Below are 17,026 nucleotides of genomic sequence, written 5' to 3'. Positions count from 1 at the left end.
TGCCATGCGTTTCGTCGGTTCCACCCTCCGTGTGCTCGTCACCCTCGCCATGGTGGCCCTGGCCGTCGTCGCCGCGACGGCGCTGTGGCGCACCTACATGCTGTCGCCCTGGACACGGGACGGCCGCGTGCAGGCGCAGGTCGTCAACGTCGCGTCCGAGGTCGCCGGCACGGTGCTGGACGTGCAGGTGACCGACAACCAGCCGGTCCGGAAGGGCGATGTCCTGTTCCAGGTCGACCCGTCCCGTTTCGCTTTAGCCCTGCAGCAGGCCCGGGCGGCACTCGATGGCGCACAGAGCCAGATGGAGCTGGCCCGCTCCGAGGCTCGTCGGCAGCAACAGCTACGCAGCTACGCCTCCGAAGAGGCGCGCGAGCGGGCCAGCACCACCCTCAACGTCGCGGAAGCGACGCTGGCGAGTGCCCGAGTTTCATTCAGCGTCGCGCAACTGAACCTCACGCGCTCCACAGTCACCTCGCCCGTCAACGGCTTCGTCACCCATCTGCGGCTGCGTCCCGGCAGCTACGTCAATGCCGGCGCGGCGCAGGTCGCCATCGTCGACGCCGATTCCTTCTGGGTGGACGGGTACTTCGAGGAAACGAAGATCTCCGGCATTCATCCCGGAGATCAGGCGCGCATACGCCTGATGAGCCACGAGGCGGTCCTTTCGGGAGAGGTGGAGAGCATCGGACGCGGCATCAGCGACAGCAACGACGCGGTCAACAGCCGCGGCCTGCCGACGGTGAACCCGATCTTCACCTGGGTCCGGTTGGCCCAGCGTATCCCCGTGCGCATCCGGATCGGCGCATTGCCGTCGGGGCTGACGCTGGTCGCCGGCATGACCGCTTCCGTCGCCGTCGGCGAAGAGGCGGCCAGCCCGACGGACTGGAGTGGCCGCGTCATGGCCTGGATCCGTGATCACCTCTGACGGCGCCCACTCAGCGAGGTCATGTTGGGGAGAGGCCATCCTGTGCGGTGGCCCGACAACCCAGGACGGCCACCAGCGAGGCCCTCTCCGCTCCTTGCAGCTGCTACCGCCGCTCGGCCTGCAGTCCGGACCCGCCACTAGCCCACTGTGCCTTCGCACCTATTCCGTGCAACGCAGTTGCTCACAATGGCTTTCTGCCGCCACCGGCGCTCGCCGGCCAGTCCTGCCGGACGCTCGACCGGAAACCCCGGGCCCGGCCCCGGCTTGATGGGGGACTTTATGACGAGAGTGAGGGACATGGCGGAACAGGGCGTGGAACAACCGGCCCCGGCCCGGATTGAAGAAACGAGGTCATTCCCCGGGCCGGCGGGGCGAAGCGCAGCCCGGTCTGCGGCGATCGGGGTTTTCGCCCTGCTCGCTCTCCTGGTCGTCTGGTACGCTGCTTCCGACCGCTGGACACCCTATTCCGGCACGGGCGCGGTCGCCGGCTACGTCGCCCAGGTGGCACCCCGCGTTTCCGGTCCAGTGACCGAGGTTCTGGTGGAAGACAACAGCCGGGTCGAGGCGGGCGCGCCCCTGTTCCGCCTCGATCCCACCCTGTTCGAGCTCGCTGTACGCCAAGCCGAGGCGGAGCTGGCCCAGACGCTGCAATCCACCAGCGCCGGCACCGCCGGCATCGCGGCGGCCGAGGCGGGGGTGGCCCAGGCTCAGGCCAACCTGCAGAACGTCCGCGCCACCGCCTCCCGCACGCTCCAGCTGGTGGAACGCGGTGTCTATGCCCGTGCGCGCGGTGACGATGCGCAGGGCGCCCTGCGCACCGCCGAGGCCCAGTTGCGGGCGGCCGAGGCGCAGCGCGACCAAGCGGCACGGCAGCTGGGATCAGCCAGTGCCGACAACCCGCAGGTCGTCGCCGCGACCGCGCGGCTGCAGCGCGCCCGTACCGACCTGATCAACACCACGGTGACTGCTGCAACGGACGGGGTGGTGACCAACCTTGCCCTCACCACCGGCCAGTACGCCACGGCGGGCCAGCCCGCCCTGACGATGATTGACTCCCGCGGCGGCTGGATCGTCGCCGATTTCCGCGAGAACCAGTTGCGCAACATCGATCCCGGCGATCCCGTGGAGATCGCCTTCGACGTGGCACCGGGCCGCATCTACGTGGGACGGGTGGGCAGCATTGCCTGGGGTATCGATGCCGGGCGGCGCAGTGCCGGGGGTCTGGCCCAGCCCGACACCAGCACCCGTTGGTTCGAGCCGGCAAGGCGAATCCCCGTCAGGATCGAGCTACCCCCGAGCGAGGAGCCGCCGCCCAAGGTGCGGATCGGCGCCAAGGTTTCCGTGGTGGTGGACGCGGCGGGAGAGAACTCCGGCGTGCTCTGGCTCATTGCTCGGGGCCTGATGCGCGGCAGCACCGCCCTATCCTATCTCTACTGAGGGCGAGAGATGGCAGCGCTCCCGCGCCCGTCGCGCAGCGACGATCCGTTTTTCAGCCTGCGCTGCGCGATCGGCGTCACGGCGGGTCTCGCGCTGATCGAGCCGCTTGCCCTCAACCCCGGCATGATCCTGCCCTCCATGCTGGTCAGCCTCTTTTGCGGCCAGCGCGGCCCCTATCGCCCGGTTTCCAGCATCATGACCGCCGCGATCCTCGCCGTGCTGATCTGGACGATCTTTGGCCTATGCGTGCTCACTCAGGGCATGCCCGCCGTGCAGTTCGTCGCCTTGCTGGCCGTATGCTACGGCGCCCTCTACCTACTGCTGCGGACCGGCAACCAGCTCGGCGTCATGGTCCTCGTCTTCACCAGCATGATTGGCGTGCTGTTCGGCAACTCCCGTGCAGGGGCGGAGGCGATGCGGGATGCCTTCACCGTTACGGCGGTCGTCTCGGCGCTTCTGATCCCGCTGCTCAACCTGCTCCTACCTCCGCGGCGCGATGCGGCGCCCATCCCGCCTCCACCGCCACCCGCGCTGGAACGGCCCGGCCTGCATGCCCTGTTGCGCCTCGCGGTGCTGGCCCCGGTGCTGCTCGCCTTCCTGGCGGGGGCGCCCGTGTCCGGGCTGATCTTCATGATCATCGTCGCCCTCGTGCTCGGCTATCCCACGCGGGACGCGCAGCGGACGCAAGGGCGGGAGCGCATCCTCTCTACCGTGCAGGGCGGCTTGGTGGGCATCGTGGTCCTTGTGCTCTTCACCCTGCAGGCCCAGTTCCCGGTTCTGCTGCTGCTCGTGCTACTGGCGGCTCTGTGGTTCACCGAGCGGATGGTGGCCGGCCCCCGCTCAGCCAACACCTACCAGCTCGGCCTCTCGGTCCTGGCGGTGATCGTCTCGGGCGCGACGCTGGGCACGCATCCGTTGGAGACGGCGACAACCCGCCTCCTCCTCACCATCGGCGGCGCCGCCTTCGGACTCGCCGCACTCTCGCTGCTGGAATGGGCCTTTGCGCCGGCCGGCAGGGCTTGCTCCGGGACAGGGCAGGATACTCCGACGCCGCAGCCATCGGCATCGGCATCGGCATCCGCGATGCCACGTCCATCAGGCTGACAGCGATACTGTAGGTTCGCGTGCTCGTCGCAGCACCGGGACTGATGAGGGCATCGTCAACGGCACTGATGCTCCTATAGAGGTCAAGCGAGAACTTGGTCTGGGTTGGCGGCTTTGGGCGTACGGCAGAGATAGCCGAAGATCTCACGTGCGACGAAGCGCTTGAGGCAGCGGATGATCTCTCGCTTGCTCTTTCCTTCGGCGGTGCGGCGCTGGAAATAGCCGAGAGTGGGTTGGTGGGTGCGCATACACACGACCACGACACGGTGGAGGGCGGCATCGGCCTGGCGGTGCCCGCCGCGGTTGAGGCGATGCCGGCTGGTCTTGCCGCTTGAGGCCGGGATCGGGCAGGCGCCGCAGAGCTTGGCGAAGGCGGCCTCGGAGCGGATCCGCTCCGGGTTGTCGCTAACTAGGACGAGCATCTCCGCTGCGGTCACAGCGCCCATACCGTGCGCTGCGACCATCTCTGGTGCGCACCCCTCCGCGAGGCGGTGAAGATGGGTGTCGTGCGACCGGAGTTCGGCATCGAGGTCGAGCCAACGTCGGGCATTGGCGCGTAGTCCGACCTTTGCCGAGGCAGTGGTCGTGGTAAATGGCCCTGGGCGTAGGGAGGCCAGATGCCGGACCAGCGCCATTGTGCCACGGACCTTGTCGAGCTGCTCACTTCACCACACTGCTGAAGGGTGAGACCACCTTCGCCCGCGAGCACGGCCAGATCTTCGCCGTGACGGCGGGCCTGGGGTACCGCTTTTAACGCAGGGTGTTGGCGCGAGGCGCCGGGGGATCCTACGTCCCCGGCGCCTCTTTCGTGCCGCCCACACCGGCAGGGGCGGGCACTCTGCGCAGACGCTCCCCGATTGCTAGGATATGGGCCCGCGCCACCTCGGCGGCGCGCATTGGAAGGCGGTCGGCGATGGCCGCGATCAGGGCCTCGTGCTCGTCATGTGCCGTCTTCAGCCGGGTAGCGAAGATGAAGCGGCCGGATTGGGCAACGAAGAAGTCGCTCCGGTCCCCCATGCCCTCCACGATTTCCGCGGCGACGGGCGACTTCGAGGCGTGGCGGATGCTGCGGTGGAACCGGCGGTTCAGGTCGCGGTAGAGGCGGCCGCGCTCCGCATCGCCCAGGCGGGCCTTCCGCAACGCGCCGATCTCCTGCGAGATAAGCCGCAACTCGATCAGGTCCCTGGCGTCGGCGCGCTGCGCCGCGATCTGCGCCACCTGCGCCTCGCCTTCCGCGAAGAGAACGAAGAAATCCTGGACGTCCTCGGCCGCGTAGGGCCGCGGGCGGCAACCGACCTGGGGCACGATCGAGACGAAGCCCTCAAGCGAGAGCCGCCGCATCGTGTCCATCACGGGCTGGCGGCTGACCGCCAGTTCCGAGACCAGGATGTCGATGGGAATCCACGTCTCCGTCCCGAACCGCCCATCCAGGATCATCTCCTTGACGCGCTCGTAGACACTGTCGGCGAGCCTCAGTCTGCTCCGGTCCATCCAACCCCAAATCCTGACCATCGAACCGCCAGGGTAGCATGCTTCGCCACGGGCCCGGCGAGGGGGAGTGGCGCGTCAGCGCTCGAGGTCGAGGGTCCGCAGCAGAGCGGCCTTGGACGCCACGTCGCGAGCGATCCGGGCGCCGAACGCCGCCGACCCCGCGTAATAGCCGGGGGGCTGGTAGGCCGAGAGCGCGACGTTGCGGTAGGTCTCGTCCCGTGCCGCGGCCTCGCAGGCGCCCTCCAGGGCCACCAGCCGGGCCGGGGGCGTGCCCGCCGGGGCGAAGAGGCCGCCGAAACTCGTGGGCGCCACGTCGAAGCCCTGCTCCCGCGCGGTGGGCACGTCCGGCATCGACGGGTGGCGGGCCTCCGCAAACACCGCCAGGACCCGGAGGTCGCGGCCGGCGACGGAGCCGAGGACGAGGGTTGCGAAGTCCAGCCGCCCGCCCGACAGCTCGGTCAGCACCGCCGCATCGCCCCGGAACGGCACATGCACCATGTCGAGGCCGGCCGCCTGCGACAGCTCGACGGCCGCCAGGTGGGGGATGGAGGCGACGCCGAGCGTGCCGAAGTTGAGGCCGCCCGGGCGGGCGCGGGCCGCCGCGACGAGATCGGCGAGGGAGCGTAGCGGGGAGTCCGGCCGCACCGCGATCACCATGACATTGTCGAAGGTCTGGCACACCGGGACGAGGGAGTCCGGCCGGTACTCGACGCCGCGCTGCGCCTGGGGGAGGACGGACAGGACGAGCGCGGGGGCGAAGAGCAGACCGTGGCCGTCCGCTGCCGCACGCGAGACGGCGGCGGTGCCGATCGCACCCGCCGCGCCGTCCCGGTTGGTGACGACGACGGGTTGCCCGAGCCGTGCCGAAAGGCCAGGCGCGAGGGCGCGCGCGAGCACATCCGTGGCTCCGCCCGGCGTATAGGGGTTGAGGATCTGGATTGGGCGCGACGGGAAGGTGTCCTGCGCCATGGCCAGCCTGGTGCCGGCGAGCAGGGTGGCGGCGAGGAGGAGGGGGAGGCGCATGCCGGGCGGTTCCTGGTGCTGGGCCACCCTTGGCGGGCGGCGATGCCGGTAGCCCGGACGCGAACGCCGCGGGGCCCTCTGTTTGGCTTGACGGGGCGGAAACTAACATTTTAGAATTCCAACTCGTTGTCAACGGAGGAGCATGCCTCCGGCACGAGAGGAACACGTCGATGACCCCTATCCCCCGTCTGCCGGCGACGGGCCGCCGTACGGCCTTGCTGGGCACCCTCGGCGGCGTCGCAGGCTTCGGCCTTGCAAGGCCTGCCCTGGCCCAGTCCGGCCAGCCCATCCGCATCGGCATGTCCATGCCGCTCCAGGTGCAACTCGGGCGCGACGCGCGGGCGGCCCTCGGCTTCGCGGTCGAGGAGGTGAACGCGCGGGGCGGACTGCTGGGCCGGAAGGTCGAGGTCGCCTTCGCCGACGAGACGGACAACACCGAGGCCGGTGTCAACGGCGTCCGCAAGCTGCTCAATGACGATAAGGTCGATGCGCTGGTCGGCCACTACACCTCCGGCACCTTCCTCGCGGCCATGCCGCATATCGCCCGTGCCAAGCGCGTGACCGTCATCGTCGGTGCCTCCTCGCCCGCGATCGCGGACCGGGTGAAGCAAGACTACGCGCGCTACAAGTATATCTTTCGCACCACGATGAACGCCTCGAACCAGTCGGCCGACGTGCTCGACTTCGTGTCGGGCATGCTGGTGGGCGAGCTGGGATTGAAGCGGATCGGCATCGTGGCGGAGAACGCGCGGTGGGCGCAGGACATCGCTACCCTCCTGGTGGAAGGCGCGGCCAAGGTCGGCGCCCAGGTCACCGTGAACGAGACGGTGGACAACAGCACCACGGACTTCTCGCCCATCCTGTCGCGCGTGCGCAGCAGCGGGGCGCAATTCATGATGACCCTGCTCGCCCATTCGAAGGGCGATCTGCTGACGAAGCAGTGGCACGACACGCGCGTCCCAGTGCTGTGGGGCGGAATCGATGGGCGGGCGATGGACGCCGACTACTTCAATCTGGTGGACGGCAAGTGCCTGTCGATGATCGCCGCCAACTTCGCCGTGCGCGCGCCCATCACACCGCGCACCATCCCCTTCTTCGACAGCTTCAAGGAGAGGACCGGCCATTTCCCCTCCTACACGGCCTGGACCTCCGCCAACGGCTTTCACGTCTACGCGCAGGCGGTGGAGCGGGCGAAGACGTTGGACGCGGATGCTGTCGTTGCCGAGATGGAGAGGACGAACTACGAGGGCGTCGAGGGACGCATCGAGTTCGACGACCGCCATGACGCCCGCTCGGGCCCCGGGCTGCTCAACTACGTCTTTGCGCAGTGGCAGCCGAACGGCGAGCGCGTGGTGCTCTGGCCGAAGGCCATCCGCTCCGGTGCCATGATCGTGCCGCCCTGGCTGTCGGACGCGCGCACGCCGGGCTGACCTGCCGTATCGGGCCATGCGGCGCAGAAAGGAGTTACGGGATGGAAGTGATCGTCCTGGGAGCGGTAACGAGTTCGGTCTATGCGCTGCTGGCGGTGGGCTTCACGCTGATCTTCGGCGTGGCCCGGATCATCAACCTCGCGCACGGCGCCTTCTATGCCGTCGCGGGTTATGCGGCCTACATCCTGATCAACCTCGGCGGATGGCCGGTGCTTCCGGCGATGCTGGCCGCGGTGCTGATCACGGCCCTCTTCGGCGTCGCCGTCGACCGCGTTTTCGTGCGGCCGCTGCGGCACTCGCACATGGCTGTGCTGATGATCACCCTCGCCATCTCCATGGCTGTCGAGCAAGGGCTGACCGTCGCCTTCCTGGGAGAGGCGCGTAGCCTGCCGCCGCTGATCGATGGCAAGGTGAGCGTGCTGGGCGTGGACGTCGCGGCGCAGCGGTTGCTGACGCTCCTCGTGTCCGTGGTGCTCATCGGCGCGCTGTGGCTGTTCATCCAGCGCAGCCGCCTTGGCGCCGCGATCCTGGCGATCTCGCAGGATCCGGAAGCGGCAGAGTATGTCGGCATCCCGGCCGAGCGGATTTTCGCCCTCGTGATGGGCCTCTCCGCCGCGCTGGCCGCCAGTGCCTCGGTGCTGGCCAGCCCCTTTCTCTCGGTGCAGCCGAGCATGGGGCTGCTGCCGATGGTGAAGGCATTCTGCATCGTCATCATCGGTGGGCTGGGATCGATCCCCGGCTCTATTCTGGCCGCCTGCCTGCTCGGCTTCACGGAAACCTTCGTGGCCTTCCACATCTCCTCCACTTGGTCGGAGGTCATTTCCGTGGCCGCCGTCTTCGCCATGCTGGCGCTGCGTCCCGCCGGCCTGCTCGGCAAGCGTGAAGCCTTCTAGGGAGCGGCCCATGCGATCGATCGATTTCGGCGGCGCCTGCCTCGCCGTCGCCGCGCTGGCGGCCCTGCCGCTGCTGAACCCCGGCGAGTACCTTCTGGGCGTGCTCACCCTCGGGCTCATCTACGGCATCTGGGCCGCGGGGTGGGACTTCATGTCCGGGCTCACCGGGCGGGCCAATTTTGGCTACGGGCTGTTCATCGGCCTCGGTGCCTATTTCGGCGGCTTCGCCAACACGCTGTGGCGAACCGATCCCTGGATGGGGCTGCCCATCGGCGTGGGGGTCGGCGTCATCGCGGCGCTGCTGGTGGGCCTGCCGACGCTACGTCTGCGCGGCCCCTACTTCGCCCTCGCGATGCTCGCCGCCTCCGTCGTGATGGAGCGGCTCGTGCTGATCCTCTGGCGCTACACCGGCGGCGACGAGGGGCTGAACGACCTCGACCCACTCGTCGAATCCCACGTTGCCTTCTACTATGTCGCCCTCGCCTTCCTCGTCGGCAGCGCGGCGATCCTGCTGCGGCTGTCCCACTCGCGTCTTGGCCTGGTGCTGCGCGCCATCCGCGGCGACGAGGCCGCCTGCCAGGCGGCCGGGCTGGACGTGACCTTCTACAAGATCGGCTCGCTGATGATCAGCGCTGCCTTCGGCGGGCTGGGCGGCGTGCTCTACGCGCACTTCCAGCTCCAGGTCAGCCCGCAGCTCTTCTCGATGCAGATGGCGATGGCGATCATCACCATGGCCTATGTGGGCGGGCTGGGCAGCATCTACGGCCCGGTCGTCGCCGCCATCGTGCTGACACTGGCCACGGAGCTCCTGCGGCCTTTCGGCGCCTGGCGCCTGCTTGTTTACAGCATCCTTCTGATCATCGCCCTGTTCCTCGCGCGGGACGGGCTGGTGGCACCGGCCTGGCAGGCGCTGCGACGCGCCCTGTCGCGCGGTCGCGATGCGGCGCCGGAGCCACTGCGGCAGGCCCGCAGCCCGGGAACCTCGGCATGAGCACGATCCTGCGGGCCGAGGGGATCACGCGGCGCTTCGGCGGGCACCTCGCCCTCTCCGATGTCCGCTTCGCCCTGGAGGAGGGCACCGTGACCGGGGTGCTTGGGCCCAACGGCGCCGGCAAGACCACGCTGTTCAACGTGCTCTCCGGCTTCATCCCGGCCACCGCAGGAACGGTGGTGTTCGACGGGCAGGTGGTCACGGGGATGCGGTCGGACCGTATCGTCAATCTCGGCCTGGCGCGGACCTTCCAGCTGCCGCGCCCCTTCATCGGCATGACGGCGCTCGAAAACATCGAAGTCGGCTGTCTCGGACCCCGCGCGCGGGCGCGGGCGCGCCAGGCCCCGGCGGTGCAGGCGGCGGCGCTTGCGGAGCGCGTCGGCCTCGCCGCCAAGTCCGGCATCACGGTCGCGAACCTGTCCTACGGCGACCTGCGGCGTCTCGACATCGCGCGCGCCCTCGCAAGCCACCCGCGCCTCCTGCTCCTCGACGAGCCCCTGGCGGGACTGGGACCGAGCGAGACGGAGCCGTTGCTCACCTTGTTGCGGCAACTCAATGCCGAGGAGGGGCTGGCGATCCTCATCATCGAGCACAAGCTGAGCGAGTTCATGCGACTGGTGGACCGGGTGGTGGCGCTCGATTACGGCAAGGTCATCGCGGATGGCACGCCGGCCGAGATCGTGCGCGACGCCCGGGTGATCGAATCCTATCTCGGTGGTGCCGAGGAGATGGAGGCCGAGGATGCTTGATCTGCACGGCGTCAGCGCCGCCTACGGCAAGGCGGAGGTGGTTCACGGCGTGGACCTGCACGTGGGCCCGGGCGAGGTCGTGAGCCTGCTCGGCCCGAACGGAGCGGGCAAGACCACGCTGCTGAAGGCGATCGCCGGGACGGTGACCGCGCGCGGTAGCATCCGGCTGGACGGGCAGGAGATGTGCGGCCAGCCCGCGCATTTCCGTCCGCGCTTCGGCGTGGGCCATTGCCCGGAAGGACGGCGCCTCTTCGCCGAGCTTTCCGTGCTGAACAACCTGCGTCTGGGCGCCTTCTCCCGCCGTGACGCGGCAGGGGTGGAGGAGGACCTGGAGCGCGTCTTCGGCCTCTTTCCGCGCCTGCGCGAGCGGGCGGGACAGCGCGTCTCCACCCTGTCCGGCGGCGAGCAGCAGATGGCGGCCGTGGGGCGCGCGATGATGAGCCGGCCGAAGCTGCTGGTGCTGGACGAGCCCTCCGTCGGCATCGCGCAGCGGCTGAAGAACCTGCTGTTCCAGGCCGTGCGCGAGATCTGCCGGCAGGGTGTGTCGATCCTGCTCGTGGAGCAGGACGTACGGGCGGCGCTCGCCGTATCGGACCGGGTCTACCTCATGGAATCCGGTCGGATCGCCCGCGAGGGCACCCGCGAGGCGCTGTCCGCCGATGACGGCATCCGGCGCGCCTATTTCGGCATGTAGTCAGGCTGGCGGGACGCGGGCGTGATCGAAGAAGGCCTTCTTCCAGCGCAGGACCTTCACCTCCGCGAAGAGACCTGCCTTGGCGAGGGGATCGCCGGCGGCGAAGCTCTCCGCCTCGGCCAAGGTCTCCACCTCCACCAGCGTGGCGCCGCCGATGAAGCCTCCTTCCTCGTCCTGTAGGCCACCGCCCGCGAGGATCCGGGCCTGGTGCTCGATCAGATAGGCGTAATGGTCAGCACGGTGCGCGTCCCGCACCGCACGGTGTCCGGGCTTGTCGAGCGTCAGTACGAGGTAGGTCATCTGGTTGTCTCCTGATCAGGGAAAGGCCGGTGAGGAAACCTGCTCGGTTCCTGCTGCGCCCGACGCCACCATGCCGCGGCAGCCTTGCAAGAAAAGATGAGAGGGCCGGGGAGAATGCCTTCTCCCTGGCCCTCTCTTTCATCGCTCAGGCCGCGTCGGCCGCCACGTCCGCGCGGGCATCCGCCGCGATCTGGCGCCCCGCGACGTAACCGAAGGTCAACGCCGGGCCGAGGGTGATGCCGGCGGCGGGGTAAAGGCCGGCCATGATGGAGTTCATATCGTTGCCGCAGGCGTAGAGGCCGGGGATCGGCCGTTCCTGGGCGTCGGTGACGCGCGCCTGCGGGTCCGTGCGCAGTCCCGTGGCGGAGCCGATGTCGCCCGGCCAGACGGCGACGGCATAGAAGGGTGCGCGGGCGATCGGGCCAAGGCACGGGTTTGGCTTGTGGGACGCGTCCCCGAGGTAGCGGTTATAGGCGGTGGAGCCCTTGCCGAAATCAAGGTCGATGCCGGTCTGCGCGAAGCCGTTGTGGCGCGCCACCGTCTCCTCCAGCGCGGCCGCGGGGACGTCGATGGCGCCGGCGAGTTCTGCGACCGTCCGGCCGCGCTTGAGGTATCCGGCGCGCACCAGCCCGCCATAGCTGCGCGGCCCCGGGCGGGCCATGCCCAGCCCGTATTTGCGCAGGAAACCGGCATCGCAGACGAGCCAGCTTGGCAGGCTCGGTGCGGTCTCGTGGGCGCGGTGCATGGCGGCGACGAAGTCGTGGTAGGAGAGTGCCTCGTTGGTGAAGCGCCGCCCGGTGCTGTTCACGGCGATCACGCCGGGGCGGGAACGGTCCATGATGAGGTGCGGAAAGCGCGCCTCGCTGCCGTCCGCGCGGCGCATCACGGAGACTGGCGCCCAGAAGGCGTTGTTGGCGTTGTGCTGCTCGACCGCGCCGCCGGCGGAGACGCCGAGGGCAATGCCGTCGCCGGTGTTGCCCTCCGGCGACATGCTGCGGTGCAGCTCGGGATGCGGGATGAGGCGGGCCCGGTCCTCGGCATTCGCGGCGAAGCCGCCCGTCGCCAGGACCACGGCGTGCCGCGCCGCCACGCGCAGGAGCTGTCCGTTCCGGCGGGCCAGCAGGCCGGTGACGCGACCGTTCTGCCGGACCAGCTCCGTCACCGCGCTGCCGTTCCAGAGCGTCACGCCCGCATCCGCCGCCGATCGCAGCAGACGGGCCGCCAGGGCGTTGCCGATCAGCAGGCGCGTGCCGCGCGGGTGGCGCAGGCGGTCTATCGCGTAACGGCCGAGCAGGCCCATGCTGTGACGAAAGGATTCCGGAGAGCGCAGGGTGCCGAGAAGGTGCTCGACATCCTTGCGGCCCACCATCATGCCGCCGAAGGCCATGAATTCCGCAAAGGGCGGCCGCAGCAGTGGGAAGAGGTCGCCCAGCTCGTGGGCATCATAGGGAACCGGGTCGAGCGCGCGGCCGCCGCTCGCAGCGCCGCCGGCCTCGGAATCGTAGTCCGGCGTCACCGCGCGGGCTGCGAAGCGCACGGCGGTGTGGGCGTGCATGTAGTCCAGCATGCGCGGCCCGTTGTCGAGGAAGGCTGCGATCATGTCCTCGCGCAGGTGGTTTCCGAGCGTATTGCGGAGATAGCGCATCACCTGCTCGCGGCTGTCCGTCACGCCGACGCCGGCCATCAGCGCGTTCTCGGGGATCCAGACGGCACCGCCCGAGACGGCGGTACTCCCGCCGAAGAAGGCGGTCTTTTCCAGAACGAGCACCTTCAGGCCTGACTGCGCCGCCACGATCGCTGCCGCCAGCCCGCCCGCGCCCGAGCCGACGACGACCACGTCGGCTTCCGCCGTTGTTTCAGGGTTGGCCATAAATTCCTCCCGACGCCGTAGCGCCCGCCGCTTGTCTTGCTAGCTGAAATTCTAGTATTCAAACCCCTAAATAACAACCTGGAGGGAACGGCGATGACGGACACAAAGCAGGTCGTGCTGGTGACGGGTGCCGCGCGCGGCATCGGGCGGGCGATCGCGGAGCGTTTCCTGCGCGCGGGCGCCTCGGTGGTCGCGACGGACGTGCTGTCGGAGGGGCTGACGGAGCTGGAGGCCGTGGCGCCCGGCCGTGTCGCGACGCTGGTGCAGGACGTGACGGCGAGCCCCGCGCCGGAAGAGGCTGTGGCACTGGCCATGGCGCGGTATGGCCGGCTGGACGTGCTGGTGAACAACGCCGGCATCGGGCGCGCGCACGCAGCGGGGGAGACCGACGACGAGGAACTGGACCGCTTCCTCGACGTCAACATCCGCAGCGTGTTCCGCTATACGCGGGAGGCGCTGCGCGTGATGGAGCCCGGTGCCTCCATCATCCAGTTGGCCTCGGTGTTCGGGTATCGCGGCAACGCCGAGAGCAGTGCCTATTGCATGTCCAAGGCGGCGCTGATCGGGCTGACGCACCAGATGGCGGCCGATTACGGGCCGCGCGGGATCCGGGTAAATGCCGTCGCGCCCGGCCTGATCGTGACGGCGCTCACCCAGGAGCGCATCGAGAACAGCCCGCGCTTTCGCCAGCTCATGGTCGCTTCCACGCCCTTCACGCGGCTTGGACAGCCGGAGGATGTCGCGAACGCCGCGTACTTCCTCGCCTCCGAGGAGGCGTCCTTCATCAGTGGCCATGTGCTGGTCGTCGACGGCGGCTGGCTCGCGGCGAACCAGCGCGCCGTCGAGGCCTGAGCGGGATTGACGACATAGAAATACTAAAATATTACCGTGCTCGCGACGAAGATCGCGCTGCGGGGGAAACATGGACGACACGCCGGCTGATCCGATCTGGGAGCTGCGCCTGTACCGCGTGGCGCCGGGCCGCGTGGCAGACATGGAGGCACGGGTGCAGAAGGACCTTCGCACCGTCTTCCCGCGCAACGGCGTCCATCCCGTGGGTGGTTGGACGGCCACCTCGGGCTCGGCCATGCCGGCTTATGTCTACCTGACGCCGTGGCGCAACATGATCGAGCGCAGCCGCTGCTGGGCCGGCTTCTACGGCGATCCCGCATGGGCCGAGGTCCGCACCCGCACCAACGGGCCGAGCGAGCTTGTCGAGGGCTACGAGATCCTTTTTCTCCGGGCGGCGCGCGACTGGACGCCGGTGTCCTCCGAGGACGGACGCCTGCATGAGATGATCATTCAGGAAACGGCGACGGGCCGCGGCGCGGCCGTGCGGGCGGCGCTGCTGGATGCGGAGCTGCCCGCCTTCGAGCGGGCCGGCGCCACGGTGCTGGGCAGCTTCGACATGCTCAGCGGGCGTCTCCTGCCGGCGGTCGTCACCTTCCTCTCCTGGGAGAGTTTTGCAGCGCGGCAGGAGGGGGTGCGCCGTCTGGCGGCTGACACGGCCTTGCAGGCCTCGCGCGCCGCGGAGATCCGCGATGTCGGGCGCTGCCTGCTGGGGCGGCACGACAGCCAGCTGATGCAGTGGGTTCCGGTGGACTGGGAGGTTCAGGCATGAGCGCGCAGCAGGCGAATGGTCCGGCCGGATCACGGCTCTCGGGGCGCCGCATCCTCGTCACGGGTGGGGCCTCCGGGATCGGGGGCGAGGTGGTCCGACTTTTCGCGTCGGAGGGTGCACGGGTCGCCGTGCTGGATGTCGCGGGCGACGCTGCCGGGGTTATGGCCGCATCGGTCGGTGGCGTGGCGGTGCAGGTCGATGTCCGCGACGATGCCTCGGTGCAGGGTGCGGTGGCACGGGCCGGAGCGCTGCTCGGTGGGCTGGACGGTGTGGTGAACGCCGCTGGCGTGCACAGCAACGCGATGGTGGACGACACGGACTTTGCCCTGTGGTCCCGCATGATCGCGGTGAACTTGACGGGCACCTACCTCGTCTGCCGCCACGCCCTGCCGCTGCTGCGGGCGTCGGAGGACCCGGCGATCGTGAATATCGCCTCCAGCGTGGCCCTGTCGCCGCCTGGGCCGGGCGGAGCCGCCTATGCGGCCGCGAAAGGCGGCGTGCTGTCGATGTCGCGCACCCTGGCGGCAGAGTTCGCGCCGAAGATCCGCGTCAACACGGTCTGTCCGGGCATGGTCGATACACCCATGACCCATGACCTCATCCGCGAGGCGGACGGCAGCATCCGCGCGGAGATCCGGCGTCGCTACGCCCTGCAGCGAGTGGCCCAGCCCTCCGAGATCGCCTCGGTGATCCTCTTCCTCGCCAGCCGGGAGGCCTCCTTCGTGACGGGCGTGGCCGTACCGGTCGATGGCGGGCGCACGTATCACTGATCCTTGAGCTGGCGGGAACGCCGCGGGAGACGCAGATGAGGCAAGTTCCGGTCCTGGTCGTGGGTGGTGGCCCGGTGGGCATGACGCTCGCCCTCGAACTGGCCGGGCGCGGCGTTGCCTGCACGCTCGCGGAGCGCAACCCGACGACGACCCGCCACCCCAAGATGGACATCACCAACGCCCGCAGCATGGAGCTGTTCCGGCGGCTCGGCCTTGTGCCGGCGCTGCGCGCGGCGGCGGTGCCGGAGGCACATCCTTTCGATGTCTCCTGGGTGACGTCGATGGTGGGGCACGAGCTGCACCGCTTCCGCTACGCCAGCGTCGACGCGGCCTGGGACCGGATCCGTGCGCGCAACGACGGCTCGCAGCCCGGCGAAGCGCCGATGCGCGTCTCGCAGGTGGAGATCGAGCCGGTGCTCAAGCGCGCCGTCGATGCTTCGCCGCTGGTCGATGTCCGTTTCGGCGTTGCTTTCGAGGAGCTTTCGCAGGACTCCGAAGGCGTGACCGCCACGCTGCGCAGCGCCGACGGAACCGTGGAGACACTGCGCTGCGCCTATCTCGTCGGCTGCGATGGCGGCACGAGCCGCGTGCGCGCCTGCCTGGATATCGCGCTCTCCGGCGAGGCACGGATCATGCAGCGCTTCATGACGCACTTCCATTCGGATGCGCGCGACGTGCTGCAGCGCTGGGGCGTCGCCTGGCACTACCAGTCGCCCCGCGGTACGCTGATCGCCCAGAACGACCGCGACGTCTGGACGCTGCACAGCCGCCTGCCGGACGGCACCGACCTCGCGGCGGTGGACCCTTCGGCCCTGCTGCGCGGCTTTCTCGGCCGCGACATCCCGCACCGCGTGGTGGTCGCCAATCCCTGGACGCCGCACTTGCTGGTCGCGGACTCCTACGGAACGGGGCGGGTGCTGCTCGCAGGGGACGCCGCACACCAGTATATCCCAACCGGCGGATACGGGATGAACACCGGCATCGGCGATGCCTGCGACCTCGGATGGAAACTCGCGGCCGTTCTACAAGGCTTCGGCGGCCCCACGCTGCTGGACGCCTATGAGGCGGAGCGGCGACCGGTCGGCCTGCGCAACCGTGAGGGATCGCGCAGCCATAACGGGACCCGCGGCGCCATCGCCGCGCTCTATGGACCGGCGCTGGAAGCGGAAGGGCCGGAGGGCGACGCCGCACGGGCGGAGGCCGGCGCGCGCATCGCCGCGATCGGCAATGCGGAGAACGAGAGCTTCGGGATCGAGTTCGGCTATGCCTATCCGGATTCCTTCATCGTCTGCACCGATCCCGCCGAGCGTCCGCCGGACGATCCGCGCCGCTACGAGCCCAGTACCGTGCCGGGGGTACGCTTGCCCAGCGTGCTGCTCCAGGATGGCACGCCGATCTTCGATCGCCTGGGACCCTGGTTCACGCTCGTCACGACGGGCTCCCAGGATGTCCAGGCTCTCACCGCCGCCGCCTCACGTCACGGCATGCCGCTGCAGGTGCTGCGGCTGGAGGAGCCCCACCTGGCGGACCTCTATGGCGAGCAGGCCCTGCTGGTCCGCCCGGACCAGCACATCGCCTGGCGCGGCCCGGAGCCGGACGCGGAGCGGGCGGAGAGCATCGTGCTCCGGGTGCTGGGCCACCAGGCCGGAGCCGCCGGGGCAAGGGCGCTCATGGCGGCAGCTTCGAAATAGGATGATGCTGGGCCCGGGGGGCGTGAAGCCCTTGTTC

The 17,026-nt window shown here is 69.4% G+C and carries 17 protein-coding genes; 12 read left to right on the top strand and 5 right to left on the bottom strand.

Annotation, left to right across the window (positions count from 1 at the left end; all coding sequences use genetic code 11):
* Positions 1-4 precede the first annotated feature (4 nt).
* The 3 genes from BUB97_RS20935 (at position 5) to BUB97_RS20925 (ending at position 3,466) form a co-directional block, all read left to right on the top strand.
* The gene (locus tag BUB97_RS20935) at positions 5-925 is read left to right on the top strand and encodes an efflux RND transporter periplasmic adaptor subunit (protein ID WP_073138414.1); all 921 of its coding nucleotides are present in this window, start codon (positions 5-7) and stop codon (positions 923-925) included.
* 186 nt (positions 926-1,111) lie between these two features.
* Positions 1,112-2,362 carry an HlyD family secretion protein gene (locus BUB97_RS20930; protein ID WP_338141790.1) on the top strand — a complete coding sequence of 417 codons (1,251 nt, stop codon included), beginning with the start codon at positions 1,112-1,114 and terminating at the stop codon, positions 2,360-2,362.
* A gap of 9 nt (positions 2,363-2,371) precedes the next feature.
* Positions 2,372-3,466 (top strand): FUSC family protein, encoded by a 1,095-nt coding sequence (locus tag BUB97_RS20925; RefSeq protein WP_073138412.1) that lies wholly within the window; start codon positions 2,372-2,374, stop codon positions 3,464-3,466.
* 83 nt (positions 3,467-3,549) lie between these two features.
* Here the strand turns inward: BUB97_RS20925 and BUB97_RS20920 are convergent, their stop codons facing one another.
* The 3 genes from BUB97_RS20920 to BUB97_RS20910 form a co-directional block, all read right to left on the bottom strand.
* The gene (locus BUB97_RS20920; protein ID WP_175562699.1) at positions 3,550-3,930 is read right to left on the bottom strand and encodes a transposase; all 381 of its coding nucleotides are present in this window, start codon (positions 3,928-3,930) and stop codon (positions 3,550-3,552) included.
* A gap of 322 nt (positions 3,931-4,252) precedes the next feature.
* On the bottom strand, positions 4,253-4,957 hold the full coding sequence (locus BUB97_RS20915) for a GntR family transcriptional regulator (RefSeq protein WP_073138406.1): 705 nt from the start codon (positions 4,955-4,957) through the stop codon (positions 4,253-4,255).
* A gap of 75 nt (positions 4,958-5,032) precedes the next feature.
* Entirely contained in the window at positions 5,033-5,980 is a 948-nt protein-coding gene (locus BUB97_RS20910; RefSeq protein ID WP_073138404.1) for a tripartite tricarboxylate transporter substrate binding protein, read from the bottom strand.
* Positions 5,981-6,150: 170 nt separating this feature from the next.
* On the opposite strand from BUB97_RS20910, the gene BUB97_RS20905 reads away from it, so the two are divergent.
* Genes BUB97_RS20905 through BUB97_RS20885 form a run of 5 tightly spaced genes read left to right on the top strand, consistent with a single transcriptional unit; the run spans position 6,151 to position 10,737 of the window.
* Positions 6,151-7,410, top strand: coding sequence for an ABC transporter substrate-binding protein (locus BUB97_RS20905; protein ID WP_073138402.1), 1,260 nt, complete (start codon positions 6,151-6,153; stop codon positions 7,408-7,410).
* A 41-nt stretch (positions 7,411-7,451) separates the two neighbouring features.
* Positions 7,452-8,303 carry a branched-chain amino acid ABC transporter permease gene (locus tag BUB97_RS20900; RefSeq protein WP_073138400.1) on the top strand — a complete coding sequence of 284 codons (852 nt, stop codon included), beginning with the start codon at positions 7,452-7,454 and terminating at the stop codon, positions 8,301-8,303.
* Between the two features lie 10 nt (positions 8,304-8,313).
* The gene (locus tag BUB97_RS20895; RefSeq protein WP_073138398.1) at positions 8,314-9,294 is read left to right on the top strand and encodes a branched-chain amino acid ABC transporter permease; all 981 of its coding nucleotides are present in this window, start codon (positions 8,314-8,316) and stop codon (positions 9,292-9,294) included.
* Complete coding sequence (locus BUB97_RS20890; protein ID WP_073138396.1) at positions 9,291-10,043, top strand: ABC transporter ATP-binding protein; 753 nt, start codon at positions 9,291-9,293, stop codon at positions 10,041-10,043. The genes BUB97_RS20895 and BUB97_RS20890 overlap by 4 nt, the downstream gene beginning before the upstream one ends.
* Positions 10,036-10,737 (top strand): ABC transporter ATP-binding protein, encoded by a 702-nt coding sequence (locus BUB97_RS20885; protein WP_073138394.1) that lies wholly within the window; start codon positions 10,036-10,038, stop codon positions 10,735-10,737. Before BUB97_RS20890 ends, BUB97_RS20885 begins: the two co-directional genes overlap by 8 nt.
* On the opposite strand, the gene BUB97_RS20880 is transcribed toward BUB97_RS20885, so the two are convergent.
* The gene (locus BUB97_RS20880; RefSeq protein WP_073138392.1) at positions 10,738-11,037 is read right to left on the bottom strand and encodes a YciI family protein; all 300 of its coding nucleotides are present in this window, start codon (positions 11,035-11,037) and stop codon (positions 10,738-10,740) included. It abuts the gene before it with no gap.
* 145 nt (positions 11,038-11,182) lie between these two features.
* Complete coding sequence (locus BUB97_RS20875) at positions 11,183-12,907, bottom strand: FAD-dependent oxidoreductase (RefSeq protein ID WP_073138390.1); 1,725 nt, start codon at positions 12,905-12,907, stop codon at positions 11,183-11,185.
* A gap of 93 nt (positions 12,908-13,000) precedes the next feature.
* Between BUB97_RS20875 and BUB97_RS20870 the strand changes: the two genes are divergently transcribed.
* The 4 genes from BUB97_RS20870 to BUB97_RS20855 all read left to right on the top strand — a co-directional run bounded on the left by BUB97_RS20870 (position 13,001) and on the right by BUB97_RS20855 (position 16,989).
* On the top strand, positions 13,001-13,759 hold the full coding sequence (locus BUB97_RS20870; RefSeq protein WP_073138388.1) for an SDR family NAD(P)-dependent oxidoreductase: 759 nt from the start codon (positions 13,001-13,003) through the stop codon (positions 13,757-13,759).
* A gap of 70 nt (positions 13,760-13,829) precedes the next feature.
* The gene (locus tag BUB97_RS20865) at positions 13,830-14,528 is read left to right on the top strand and encodes an NIPSNAP family protein (RefSeq protein WP_073138386.1); all 699 of its coding nucleotides are present in this window, start codon (positions 13,830-13,832) and stop codon (positions 14,526-14,528) included.
* On the top strand, positions 14,525-15,298 hold the full coding sequence (locus tag BUB97_RS20860) for an SDR family NAD(P)-dependent oxidoreductase (RefSeq protein WP_073138382.1): 774 nt from the start codon (positions 14,525-14,527) through the stop codon (positions 15,296-15,298). The genes BUB97_RS20865 and BUB97_RS20860 overlap by 4 nt, the downstream gene beginning before the upstream one ends.
* 35 nt (positions 15,299-15,333) lie before the next feature.
* Positions 15,334-16,989, top strand: coding sequence for an FAD-dependent monooxygenase (locus BUB97_RS20855; RefSeq protein ID WP_073138378.1), 1,656 nt, complete (start codon positions 15,334-15,336; stop codon positions 16,987-16,989).
* Positions 16,990-17,026: the final 37 nt, after the last annotated feature.

Origin of the sequence: Muricoccus roseus (assembly GCF_900141905.1) — a bacterium.
In the GTDB taxonomy this organism is placed as follows: domain Bacteria; phylum Pseudomonadota; class Alphaproteobacteria; order Acetobacterales; family Acetobacteraceae; genus Roseomonas; species Roseomonas rosea.
Note: the sequence above shows the minus strand (reverse complement) of the source record. Positions and strands in the feature narration are given on the sequence as shown.

Bases quoted from the DNA above. Each gene is read 5' to 3' on its own strand.
- BUB97_RS20905 (WP_073138402.1), top strand. From the start codon at position 6,151: ATGACCCCTATCCCCCGTCTGCCGGCGACGGGCCGCCGTACGGCCTTG.
- BUB97_RS20925 (WP_073138412.1), top strand. From the start codon at position 2,372: ATGGCAGCGCTCCCGCGCCCGTCGCGCAGCGACGATCCGTTTTTCAGC.
- BUB97_RS20885 (WP_073138394.1), top strand. From the start codon at position 10,036: ATGCTTGATCTGCACGGCGTCAGCGCCGCCTACGGCAAGGCGGAGGTG.
- BUB97_RS20915 (WP_073138406.1), bottom strand. From the start codon at position 4,957: ATGGACCGGAGCAGACTGAGGCTCGCCGACAGTGTCTACGAGCGCGTC.
- BUB97_RS20910 (WP_073138404.1), bottom strand. From the start codon at position 5,980: ATGCGCCTCCCCCTCCTCCTCGCCGCCACCCTGCTCGCCGGCACCAGG.
- BUB97_RS20865 (WP_073138386.1), top strand. From the start codon at position 13,830: ATGGACGACACGCCGGCTGATCCGATCTGGGAGCTGCGCCTGTACCGC.
- BUB97_RS20900 (WP_073138400.1), top strand. From the start codon at position 7,452: ATGGAAGTGATCGTCCTGGGAGCGGTAACGAGTTCGGTCTATGCGCTG.
- BUB97_RS20875 (WP_073138390.1), bottom strand. From the start codon at position 12,907: ATGGCCAACCCTGAAACAACGGCGGAAGCCGACGTGGTCGTCGTCGGC.
- BUB97_RS20930 (WP_338141790.1), top strand. From the start codon at position 1,112: ATGGCTTTCTGCCGCCACCGGCGCTCGCCGGCCAGTCCTGCCGGACGC.
- BUB97_RS20860 (WP_073138382.1), top strand. From the start codon at position 14,525: ATGAGCGCGCAGCAGGCGAATGGTCCGGCCGGATCACGGCTCTCGGGG.
- BUB97_RS20890 (WP_073138396.1), top strand. From the start codon at position 9,291: ATGAGCACGATCCTGCGGGCCGAGGGGATCACGCGGCGCTTCGGCGGG.
- BUB97_RS20895 (WP_073138398.1), top strand. From the start codon at position 8,314: ATGCGATCGATCGATTTCGGCGGCGCCTGCCTCGCCGTCGCCGCGCTG.
- BUB97_RS20855 (WP_073138378.1), top strand. From the start codon at position 15,334: ATGAGGCAAGTTCCGGTCCTGGTCGTGGGTGGTGGCCCGGTGGGCATG.
- BUB97_RS20870 (WP_073138388.1), top strand. From the start codon at position 13,001: ATGACGGACACAAAGCAGGTCGTGCTGGTGACGGGTGCCGCGCGCGGC.
- BUB97_RS20935 (WP_073138414.1), top strand. From the start codon at position 5: ATGCGTTTCGTCGGTTCCACCCTCCGTGTGCTCGTCACCCTCGCCATG.
- BUB97_RS20880 (WP_073138392.1), bottom strand. From the start codon at position 11,037: ATGACCTACCTCGTACTGACGCTCGACAAGCCCGGACACCGTGCGGTG.
- BUB97_RS20920 (WP_175562699.1), bottom strand. From the start codon at position 3,930: ATGGTCGCAGCGCACGGTATGGGCGCTGTGACCGCAGCGGAGATGCTC.